The organism is Flavobacterium limnophilum, from assembly GCF_027111315.2.
Lineage (GTDB): Bacteria > Bacteroidota > Bacteroidia > Flavobacteriales > Flavobacteriaceae > Flavobacterium > Flavobacterium limnophilum.
In genome coordinates this window covers 3,275,247-3,287,445 of the sequence record NZ_CP114289.2, presented here as the reverse complement: position 1 = coordinate 3,287,445, position 12,199 = coordinate 3,275,247, and the positions used below count along the sequence as shown (strand labels likewise).

6 protein-coding genes are annotated in these 12,199 nt (G+C 37.8%); all 6 read right to left on the bottom strand.

Annotated elements, in window-relative coordinates; translation table 11 throughout:
* Positions 1–9: 9 nt before the first annotated feature.
* Complete coding sequence (locus tag OZP13_RS13815; protein WP_281297510.1) at positions 10–972, bottom strand: glycoside hydrolase family 43 protein; 963 nt, start codon at positions 970–972, stop codon at positions 10–12.
* Between the two features lie 59 nt (positions 973–1,031).
* Positions 1,032–3,626, bottom strand: coding sequence for a glycoside hydrolase family 31 protein (locus OZP13_RS13810; protein ID WP_281297509.1), 2,595 nt, complete (start codon positions 3,624–3,626; stop codon positions 1,032–1,034).
* Positions 3,627–3,649: 23 nt separating this feature from the next.
* Positions 3,650–5,587, bottom strand: coding sequence for a glycoside hydrolase family 97 protein (locus tag OZP13_RS13805; protein WP_281297508.1), 1,938 nt, complete (start codon positions 5,585–5,587; stop codon positions 3,650–3,652).
* A 109-nt stretch (positions 5,588–5,696) separates the two neighbouring features.
* Positions 5,697–6,539, bottom strand: coding sequence for a sialate O-acetylesterase (locus OZP13_RS13800; protein WP_281297507.1), 843 nt, complete (start codon positions 6,537–6,539; stop codon positions 5,697–5,699).
* A 44-nt stretch (positions 6,540–6,583) separates the two neighbouring features.
* Positions 6,584–9,043 carry a glycosyl hydrolase family 95 catalytic domain-containing protein gene (locus OZP13_RS13795; RefSeq protein ID WP_281297506.1) on the bottom strand — a complete coding sequence of 820 codons (2,460 nt, stop codon included), beginning with the start codon at positions 9,041–9,043 and terminating at the stop codon, positions 6,584–6,586.
* 142 nt (positions 9,044–9,185) lie between these two features.
* The gene (locus OZP13_RS13790) at positions 9,186–12,155 is read right to left on the bottom strand and encodes a glycosyl hydrolase 115 family protein (protein ID WP_281297505.1); all 2,970 of its coding nucleotides are present in this window, start codon (positions 12,153–12,155) and stop codon (positions 9,186–9,188) included.
* Positions 12,156–12,199 lie beyond the last annotated feature (44 nt).

The following is a 12,199-nucleotide window of genomic DNA, read 5'->3' as shown; positions in this document are numbered from 1 at the left end:
AAATGAATTTTATTTTATTTTGCTGACTCCTTCTGTGGTTTGTACAATTTTTTGAATGGTTCCATCTTCATTGTAGTACATATAATCTACACAAACAGAACGTCTGTAACTACCACCTGTAGGTAAGGCTCCATTATGGTAAAAAAAGTATGATTTTCCTTTATAGTCAATAATACCAGGATGTGTAGTAAAACTGTTTTTTACATTTTCCTGAATAATCCCTTGGTAAGTCCATGGCCCTGCAATGTTTGTTGCGGTAGAATATTCTATCATTTCTGGTTTTGTACCAGCACCAGGATAAACTAAATAGTAGAGATTTTTTCTTTTATATACCCAAGGGCCTTCGATATAATTTTTTGGTTTGAAAGTAGTGATTGCTCCATCCATTTCTATCATGTTTTCTTTAAGTTTTACCCATTTACAGGTTCCATGGCCCCAAAACAAATAACCTTGTCCATCATCGTCAACAAATACGGTAGGATCAATATCATCCCAACCATATTTCATGTCGGTGGTCATTTCATTAATCACAAGTGCTTTACCAATAGCGTCTTTGAAAGGGCCTGTAGGGCTGTCTGAAACAGCAACACCTATTGCTGCGCCACCACTGCTTACATCAGTTTTTTTGTGAAAAGTAGAAACAAACCAATAAAACTTTCCATTTCTCTCGATACACTGTGCTGCATAGGCATCACCAGTAGCCCAAGAAAAGGTGCTAGGCGAAAGTGGTGCTCCGTGATCTTTCCACGTAGCCATATCTGTTGTTGAAAACACATGCCAATCGGCCATTTTATAATTGGTGTCTGTTTCGGTGGCTACATCATGTCCTGTGTATAAATACAAGGTTCCTTTATGCACGATAGGAGAGGGGTCGGCAGTAAAAATATGTTTGATGATAGGGTTTTGTGCTGTTATTTTAAAGATTGACAAACAACAGAAGGCTGTCAATAAAATAGTGGTTTTAAATTTCATGATTTATATTATTTGGTGTTTTGGTTAATAGTGTTTTTAGTGTGTTTATTTTCTTGAAATTACTTTTTCACGACTATTTTTTTACCGTTATATTTTATGGTTTTGGCAGTGGTGTCGTTTTGATTTTCGGTTACCCATACTATATTCATCGTATAAGAATCTATTTTGTCCTTATAGTTTCCAACTTGATTTCCCAAGGTAAGTGTTTGATTTTTTTCGTTCCAAATTATGGGAATTTCAATGTGCTCGCCTTTTTCATAGTTGTAATTATCGCCTTCGTCATTGTAAAGTGTAAACGAAGCATCTTTACCTGTATATACACGGATTTCAAGAACATCTTGTTTTGTTTGAGTGCTTTGAACTACATTTCCCATTGGTACAATTGAACCCTCTTTTACAAAAACAGGAATTCTGTCTAATGGAGCAGGTGTTGAAATTGTTTGTCCTCCTTCCAATCGTTTACCTGTCCAGAAATCATACCAAGCGTTTTGCTTTGGCAAATAAACATTCCAATTGGTAACATCAGGTGCTGTCACTGGTGCTATCAAAAATGCTTTTCCAAACATGTATTCATAGGCTTGACTCACAGCGGTTGTGTCATCATTGAAGTCCATAATTAAAGGTCTCATCAAAGTCGAATTATTCTTGGATATTTGCCAAGCTTCTGAATAAATATAAGGCAATAATTGATACCTTAGATTCATCATGGTACGCATGTTATTCTCCACTTTTTCGCCATATTTCCAAGGCTCGGTTTCTGTTTGATATCCGTGAATACGAAATATTGGATTGAAAGCGCCCCATTGGAACCAACGAGTGAGTATTTCGTGATACTTTTCGTCTTTATATTGTCCTGGACCCGGACGGAAAAAACCACCAATATCAGTAGTCCAATAAGGCATTCCGGTAAGATTATAATTTAATCCGGCAACTATTTGACGTTTATAAGTATCCCAATCCCAGCCTATATCACCCGACCAATTGATAGTGCCATATCGCTGTTGTCCCAAAAATGCAGAACGTGTAAGAATGGCAACTCTCTTGTCTGGATTGGTATTTCTTTGCCCTTCATAAACGGCTTTGCTGACAAATAATGGATACGTCAATCGGTAAAAATCACCCAATCCAAAATAGGTTTGTTTGCCTTTTAGCGCATCATTTTCAGGTTCGGTTGCATCCATCCACCAAGAATCTACACCCAGGGCAAATAGATTTTTATCGAGTGCATTCCAATGTGTTTTTTGGGCTTCCGGATTATAAATGTCGATCCAAGGACTGTTCTTTATAAACAAATTTTTGGATAAATACTCTTTGGCGATTTCAGATTCTTTATTCAAGTTTTCCCAAACAGAAACCGAAAAATGGGCATTCAAATCATGAATTTCTTTTATGAATTTTTCAGGTTCAGGATAATGTGTTTCATCAAATTTAGGCACTCCCCATCCATATTTACCCCAATATTGCCAGTCTTGAACAATGACATCCACGGGCAAATTGCGCTTTCTAAATTCTTTAAGAGTTGAAACTAAATGTTCGCCAGAAGTATATCTTTCGCGACATTGCCAAAAACCAAAAGCCCATTTAGGCAACATCGGCACTTTACCAGTTAGGTTGCGGTAAGTGGCTATAATTTCGTCCGTGTCTTTTCCTGCAAAAACTACATAATCCAGCGATTTTGCATTAGGGGAGTTGAAAACAGTTTCGTTATTGGAAAGTTTTAAACCAAGCGATGGAGTGTTACTGGATTTACAAACAATTTTAACGGTATGTTCACCTGCTTTTAAGTTAACCAATTTACTCACTGCCGGCGGCAACCATAAATTAGATTGATTGATTACATCGATATCGTCAATAATCACTAAATGACGGCTGTCCATGTCTCCAAGATCAAGCATTACTGAATATTCGCCCTCTTTGGCTACCGAAAAACTACCCGTATAAACGGATTGCTGTTGTGATATTTTTTGTGTGCCTGAAGTGGTTGTGACTTCAACTTCTCGTTTTTCGCCGTCTTTTACATCGTTTTTAACCAAAGAAATATTTTGATTGCTGGGGTTAAAATAAGTCAAACCATATTGGTGCCACAACAATCCATATCCTTTGCTGGAAACCAAAAATGGTATGGCAATCTGTGTGTTGACTTGAATTAACTTTCTTGTAGTGTTTTTTAGATTATAAAATCCATCTTGAAATTGCCCTAATCCAAACAAATATTCTTCTTTAGGGGATTCAAAGCTTTGTTCGGCTACAAAACAAGGTTCTCCCATAATGGTACTGGGTTTCATCAACCTTGAATTTGCCTTTTCGCTAAGGAATATTTTTCCGGATTTATCGCTATACTGAATGACTCCTGTTTTTTTATCGAAGGCGACAGTCATTGCTTTTGTGCTAAGTTTTAAACTGGTTGTGCTTTCTTTTAATGAAAAACTGGGCACATTAGGTTTGTTGATGAATACAAACTCTCGTGCTTCTGATAAATTTCCAATTTCATATTTTATTCTTACTGATTTGTCTGTAAGAGGGATTATGCTAAGCGTGCCTTCGGACAAATCTACTGATAGTCTGTCTTTGGTTAAAGCATGTTTTTTATACTGCTGTGCATTAATCGATACGGACAACAATCCCAAGAATAAAATGTGAATGAATCTTTGCATTTTGATGTTTCTAATATTTATAATTATTCTTGAATTGGATTTAAAGAAACTACAAAACCTCCTCTACGAAGTAATTTTACCTCGATAGTACTGGTTTTATTTACTACCATTACGTTTGAATTAAAATCCTTGTCATGCTTGCCGTCAGCAATAATAACTGCACGATAATTAACCCCTTCTTTCAAGAAATCCAACTTTATTTTTTTTGTTTTTTCTTGACGTTCCGAAGCATTGATGCTTCCGATATACCACGATTCTCCTTTTTGACGTGCCATGGTAACTTCTTGTCCGGGATATCCATCAATAAGTTTTGTATTATCCCAAGCTGTGGGTACTTCTTTCAAAAAAGTTTTGGCTTCATCCGGTAGTTCATAATACCCTTCTGGTCTGTCTGCCAAATGTTGTAAAGGCGATTCGAAAAGCACGGAAAGAGCCAACTCATGTCCAAAAGAGGTAAGATGCGGAAATTGGGAATTGGTGAAAGTAACCGGAGTATAATCCATCGCTCCAACCACGTTTCTTGTAAATGGCAAAACGGTATTGTGTTCGGGTGCGGTAGTCGTAAATTCGGGACCGTTATTATACCATTCGGCACCCCGTACTCCTTCGTAAGTCATTAAATTAGGATAGGTTCTTGACCAACCTCGAGGCACAATACAACCATGAAAATAGACCATCATTTCAAACTGGGCAGCATCTTCCAAAATATCTAGATAGTATTTTATCATATTTTGTTTTTCGCTTTCAAAAAAATCAATTTTGACCCCAGCAACTCCCAATTTTTTCAGTTTTGTAAATTCTTCAACCCTGTTTTCATGTGTGAGCATGCGGTCTTTTGGAGTAGAAGAAACCCAGGTGTGATCTCCTCCTGAGTTATACCACATCAATGGTTTTATGCCTTTAGAATGTATGTATTTCAAAGCATCTTCAAGATTTCCACCATTAGTCATACCATCCCATTCCCAATCTAAAAGGGTGTATGGCCAATTCATTTTTGCTGCCAAATCGGTAAAATCGCACACAATTTTATAATCTTTTGTGCCATGGTTGCTCGACCAGTAATTCCAAGAAACTTTACCTGGTTTTATCCAATCAGTGCTTTTGAAACTATTTGGAGTCGATACATCTTCAACCAAAGTACTTTCGACAATATCGGACAAACTACCGATGGCAATTACCCTCCAAGGAGATTGCCAAGGAAGTGAAATACTTGGATTTGATTCTCCAGTTCCTCTACCATCTTTAGGGTCTGGAAAAGCAAGTTTGTAAGTATTTATATCTTGAGTATTGCTTAGTTTTGTCCCACAGTAATTTCGGTCTAAATCGGCCTCGTGAAGCAAAAACCAAGTCGATTTGTCGGCAGAATTGAATAAGTCAGGATAACACCATTCCTGTTGAAGTATTTTATCTTCGCTTGACGCAACATATAGTCCTTCATTGGCAGGATTCCACTTTTCTAACCATCGCATACTTTCTTTTGGTATTTGGTATGCCGTAAATTCGTCTTTTATACTATATGAACCCTTTTTTTCAGGAAATTCATATCGAAAAGTTAGTCCGTCGTTATAAGCTCTTACAATAAGGTTCATTTTGGCTTTACTAGGATTTTCGAATGAAATTGTTACTTCATTAGCGGTATTTTCACGAACTGATTTTTTACCAAATGGAAGTGAATATTGTTCCTTTATTATTTTTGGTTTACCCGCTTTTAAAAAAAGGAGTTCTTTCGAAAAATCTTGATCACTTCGAGAAAGACCAAGACTTACTTTTGGAAGAATTTCTGAGGTGTTTTTATTCGCACTATATGAAACTTTCAAATACCATTCGCCTTTATTAGTGCCGTCCATCGCATACAAAGCTGCCACAATTTTTTGATTGGGCGATTGCAGTGTTATTTTTTGGGACCAACTAAAGCAGGTACAAAAGAGACCAATAAGGACTAAAATAATCTTTGATTTCATATGTGTAAATTTTATTTTTCAACGGTCACATATGGAATCGCTTTTTTACTCATTGTTGTTTGCTTACGCAAACTTCTGGTTAATGGCGATTTCATATATAGATATTTATTTATTTTTTACTGCTCTTCATTATCTCAAGCATCTTGGCAGCATATCTTTTTCCTAATATTCTATATCCTTCGGCAGAAAAATGAAGATTGTCAGCTACATCAGGGCATCCGCTTGAAGAAATCACGTGGGAATTTGGAATTGTTTCTGGCAAAGTGGCAATTATTTTGTTCATACTGGCACAAATTCCTCCTTGATCAGCATTTACAACTTCTCCAGCCAATAAAGGGGTAGATTCTGCTTTAAGATTTAGATCTTTCAATAAGTTGTCATAAACAACCTTTACTTTTTTAGTCCACAATGTATCATTGGTGTTTGATTCTCCTTGATGCAATAATATACCTTTTATCACGCCATCTTTTTGGGCAATTTTGGCCATTTCCACTAATCTGGCATAAGGATTTCCGTCATATTGAGTGACCATTGATTTCAACCAATCAGGAGAAGTGCTCACATAAGATTCATAATTGTCTTTGTCGAATAATTCTATTTTGCAACCTCCCACGGCTACATTGATAACACCCACTTTTACATCTTCAGGAAGATTGGCAATCATTTCCCTTCCAAAATAATCGGCAGGGGTAAGTCCTGTTGTACAGCGACTCAAAGGCGGAACGGCAGTGTACCATTGTCCTTTTTTTCTTTTTAAATTGTCACAATCTACCGCTTCCAAAACCTGAAAACGCTTATTTACTATCGTGTCTTGAGGGTCAAACTTCGCATGTCCTTCCATATTAGATTGTCCAATACAGAGATAGACATGGAATTTTTTATTTTGAGCAAATGAATTCATCCCCAAAAACAATACTGCAACATTGAACAACAGGCTTAATTTAGTTTTCATTTTTTTTAAAGTTTAAATTGTTTTTAATAGTTTAAAAATTATTTTTATTGGCTTATTAGCGTTATAATAGTTCCTTTTTTTGTTGGGATGTCAACAACAATGGTTGGTTTAAGCTCAAGCGGCTTAATAGTGGCTTTTTCAGATATAATAGAAGTTGGTGTTTCTGCAACAAAATAAAAAGGGTTAGGATTTTCACCTTTGGCATCCAATAAATCCGCACCCGAATTTTGTTTCATGGCATTGGGCAAACGCAGTCTCAAATTACCTCCAAGTGTTGATTTTACAACCAATTTTATAAGTTTGGCATCTTTCCATTGCATTTCGACTACTTCAAATCCACCTCTGGCTCGTATGCCTTTGACAGTACCCTCTTTCCAGACCTCGGGTAGGGCAGGAAGCAAATGAATGGCGCCATCTGAACTTTGAACAAGCATTTCCGTGATTCCAGAGGTACAACCAAAGTTTCCGTCAATTTGAAATGGCGGATGCGCATCAAAAAGGTTGTTGTAAGTGCCTCCACCTCCTACATTTACCCCTAAAGGAGTTAGTTGATTTTTGATAAGAGAATAGGCGTGATTGCCATCTTGCAATTTTGCCCACCAATTGATTTTCCAACCCATGCTCCAACCGGTAGATACATCACCACGTTGCAGTAAGGTGTTTTTTGACGCTGCAAATAATTCAGGAGTTCTGTAGGCTGATATTTGATTAGATGGAAATAATCCGTATAAATGCGACACATGACGGTGATTGTCTTTAGGGTCATCAATGTCGTCGATCCATTCCTGAAGTTGGTTGTATTTTCCAATATGCATCGGTGCCAATCGGCTTCGCATTTGTTTTAATTTGTCCATTAAAGTGGCATCTTCGTTCAGGATTTGTGCTGCGCGTATGGTTGTGCTAAATACGTCAAAAACAATTTGAGTATCCATGGTTGTTCCGGCATCTAAAGAGGAACCATTGTGGGCTTGGGGTGCGTTTTCGGGAGAATTCCCAGGATTTATTACGAGCCATTTATATTTAGGATGTTCTACCAGAAAATCAACATAAAATAAAGCGGCACCTTTTATAGCCGGGTAAACCGATGCCAAAAATGCTTTGTCGCCAGTGTAGAGATAATGCTCCCACAAATGTTGACTGGTCCATCCGCCTCCTGCAGTCCATAGCCCCCAAAAAGCACCATCTACAGCACCAGTAGCGCGCCAAATATCGGTGTTGTGATGCGCCATCCAGCCTCTGGCACCATACATGGTTTTGGCTGTTTCTTGTCCTGTTACGGATAAATCTTTTACCATTTGCAAGAAAGGTTGGTGTAATTCGGAAAGATTGGTCTTTTCAGCAGGCCAGTAATTCATTTCGGCATTGATATTAATGGTGTATTTGCTGTCCCAAGCCGGATTTGTATTTTTATTCCAAATTCCTTGAAGATTGGCAGGTTGGCCTCCGGGTTGTGATGAAGAAATGAGTAAATATCGACCATACTGATAATAAAGTGTTACAAATTGTTGATCATTCGTATTTCTGAAGTTTTTCAGGCGTTGATCCGTTGGCAAGTTGGCTGCTAGAGTAGTGCCTAAATCTAATTTCACACGATTAAAATACTTTTGATAAGCCGCTATGTGACTTTTCAATAGATTGGGATATGATTTTGGAAAAGCTTTGTTCATATAATCTAAAGCTCTTTTGTTTTCATCACCGCTGATGTCTTTATAATTGTTAAAATTTGTGGCTATCGATATATAGATGGTAGCAGTGGTTGCCTTTTTTACGTTAAGTTCGGTATTTGTGGAAGAAAGGGAACCTCCGTCAAGTTTGATGCGTGTGATTCCTTTATATTTGACCATTCCTTTTACGGTTTCGTGATCGCTGGTAGTGCCGCTAATAATCAGGTCTTTATTCGGACTTGTGCCAAAGTTTTTTTTCTCGTAAGGAGAGGTGTAATTGGCTGTAAAAGAAAGGCTTTCTGGCTTGCTTGCCGATATCCGCATTACAATAAGTCTGTCAGATAAAGAAGCGAAAGTTTCGCGGGTGTAGGTAACATCATTGACTGTGTAAGTCGTTTTGGCGACTGCTCTTTCTATATCAAGTTCTCGATGGTAATTGGTGTAATTTTTATGGTCGTTAAAAATCAGATTCAGATTCCCCACAGGCTGAAACATCTGTCCGTGTGATTTCTTGGTTATCATCGTTTGATTGGCAAGCTTCTCGGCATCCTTGTGTTTTCCCTCAAATATAAGTTTTCTGATTTCGGGGAGCGCTTGCAAAGCATCAGGATTGTCGTTGCGATTTGGACTGCCGCTCCACACTGTATGCTCGTTGAGCTGAATTATTTCCTTGTCAACATTGCCATAAATCATGGCTCCCAAACGGCCATTGCCAATGGGCAGGGCATTTTCCCAAATATCTCCTGAAGGCTGATTATACCAGAGTTTTAGATTTTGGCTTTTCTGAGAGAATCCCGTTGAAAAAGCTAAAAACAAGATTATTATAAATGTTTTTTTCATTGTAAACAACTGATTTTGGACATTGATGATGTGTTGTAAATGTTTATCGTAAAATATGTGTTAAATATACACTTAAAAATTTTTGAAAAAAAATTCATGTCGTAAAACGTGTTTACGTCCATGAATTTTTTTAAAAAAGTTTTTATTGTTTTTTAAAATAACTCTCTTTGGGGCCTAGATAACTTGGTTTTAAACCGCCTGTATTGATAATTATTTTTTCCAAAACTATTCCAGGATCTACCATCCAAACTTTCAAGGTGTGAAAACCTGCTTGAGGTACATTAATTTTTAATTTTGATTGTCTGGCTTGATCGACTACGGCTTTGGACCATTCTGGAGAATTTATTTTATAATCATTAGGCACATTGGTTACATATTGTGGTTCTTGATCATCAAACGAAATGGCAAATTTAATGTCTTTGTTGGGGATGAAATTGAGTAGAGGCGAAGTAACTATGGTGATTTCAATTGCGTCTTTTGAAAACAAATACACTGGATATTCCAAACATGGAGCCTCTTTTTTGGGCGTTGCTGCAAGAATATTGGCGGGTGCCGTGGCTCTCATACCGGATAGGGTTAGCCCATAGTCTTCAATTTTAATCCATTTGCGTTCGCCTTCTTCTTTGTTTTTTGAAAAATGCTCGGCTTCAATGGCAATTAATCCGCCACTTTCCACAAATCCTTTTATATTATTGTCTTCAGGATTAAATGCCTGAACACTTATAGAAACTTCTTGACCAGCACCCGAAAGGGTGATTTTGGCTTGAGTTTTTCCTTTAGGCAATAGTTTTTCATTTAATTTAACCCAGATGCGTTTGTCTGTTTGGTCGATTTTGCCTTTGCTTTCGCTAAAAGTTAACCAAGGGGCATCGGTTTTGATGCTGTATTCAAACGGAATTTTTCCACGATTAAAAATTTCGATAAACTGCTCTTTGTTGTTGAAAATATCCAACTCGGGAAGAACAGCTTTTTCTGGAGAACCTGGCCAACTAGCCTCTGTTCCTGGGAGACTTATCCCCATTGAAGCTTCCGCTAATGGTTGAACATCCAGCAAGGGAACAGCTCTCAAGCTGTTTTCTTTTGGCGGCATCCAATTATTGTAGCCAAGATGGGTTTGATCCATAAAATGATTCCATCTTCCATCGGCATAAATGGTGTTGTAATGGTTCATCAATGTGGTGTCTTTTTTGAAAAGTTCACGAGTTTGCTCTGCCATGGCATTGGCACTTACACGTTTTTGGCTGGCATACAAATTATTTCTTGCGGCGGTATAATACAATTCGTTTACCAATGCACTGGCTTTGGTTGGGAATACTACAATCTGGTAAAAAGCGTCTCTTTTTTCTTTTGGTAATTTTGCATAAATAGCTTCGGCTTGAGCGGTGATTTTATTAAAATCGGCTACTACATTTTCAGCTTCAAGATAATTTACCAAACTATATGTTTTTGGAGTCAATGATTCTATTTTTCGACGTCCATTGTATTTCGTGTATTTGGATAGAATATCGGCAATTTCATTAGCATACTCGGCACCAAATTCTCGGGTGACCCACAAGCGGGTATATTCGTTTATATTGGAATTGGTCCATTTATTGGTGTCCCAAGCAAGGCTCATAAAATACTCCATAGGTAATTCATATCCTTTGAAGTGACCCACATTTACAATCCAGATTCTGTCGGCTCCGTATTGTTTGGCAAGCGACATTTGATCCCAAATTTTGGAAATTGGATTCGTGTTTATCCATTCGTAGCTACGCGGCCCGCCGTGATAGTCAAAATGGTAGTACACTCCCGAACCTCCAGCTCGTAAGCGTTCTTCAGGTGTAGGCAGTCTGCGAATGTTGCCCCAGTTGTCATCGGCCCACAATAACGTAATATTAGCGGGCACTTTCATGCCTTCATTATAATAATCCATGATTTCTTTGTACAAACACCAAGATTGGGGAACTTGGGTAATGTCCGGATTCATTTCTTTGGCAATAATTTTTTGTTGTTGGTTCACAATTTCTTCGACCATCGCAATATTGGTCTTGATGTCGCCTTTCATTTCCGAATCATTGGCGCCACGAAGTCCCATTGTGATTATGCTTTCATAGTTTTTGTTACGTCGAACTCCTTCGCTCCAAAATTTTGTTAGGGTATCAGGATGTTTATTATAATCCCAATGTCCTATAGTTTTGTAGTAGCGTCTATCCCATTCTTGTTGGGAACGAATCATTGGCTCTTGATGTGAGGTTCCCATTACAATGCCGTATTCATCGGCTAGGCGGGAGTTTTTGGCATCATCTTCATTAAAGGCATTATTCCACATGGCTGGCCACAAATAGTTGGCTTTTATTCTTAGCATTAGTTCAAAAATTTTGGCATAAAACTCGGAACCGTAATTTACCACTCCATTGCCGATGGGTGGATTTTGGCTGGGTTTTACCATGCCGTATTTTTCTTTTATCCAATTGCTCAATGCCGGAGCTTCATCGTTTATAAATATCCCCCTGTATTTTACGCTTGGGGATTGGGTGTGTTTTATTGGTTTTACGTATAATGCCGCTTTATGAGGGACTGGCACATCCGCCCAGAAATGCCAAGGTGAAACACCGATTTGTTGTGACAAATCATATATTCCATAGATGGTTCCGCGTTTGTCGTTGCCCACAATAATGAGGGCTCTGTCAATTCCTGGAAAGGGCTTTTCCACTGTTTGAATGGTATAGGCTTCCCATTTGCCCACAATATCTTTAAGGTCAATTTTTTTGTTTTTTACTAATTGGTCAATAATGGGGTTTTTGCCATAGGTGCCTATGATTACTATTTGTTTGTTTGTTGGCAATTTGTCGAAAACAATATTTGGCGCATAATTGGTCACCTTTTTAATATCGGATTGCAAATCTTTTAAGGCTCGTATTACACCTGGATAATCATTTGAACCAATGAATAGTGGACTTGATTTGCCAGTAGCAGAAAGAGTGAAGAAATTTTTGTCTCCAGTGGTTGAAATATAAGATGGTTCTCCAATTGCCAAAGCTGTAGATGGAAGGAAAATCGTTAAAGAAAGACAAAGCAAAAAACGAAAGCCAAAAAGACAAAATGCGTTGTTAATTGTTTTTGAAATCATAAGAGTAATAATTTAATAAAAATTGATATTCTAAGGGTTGAATT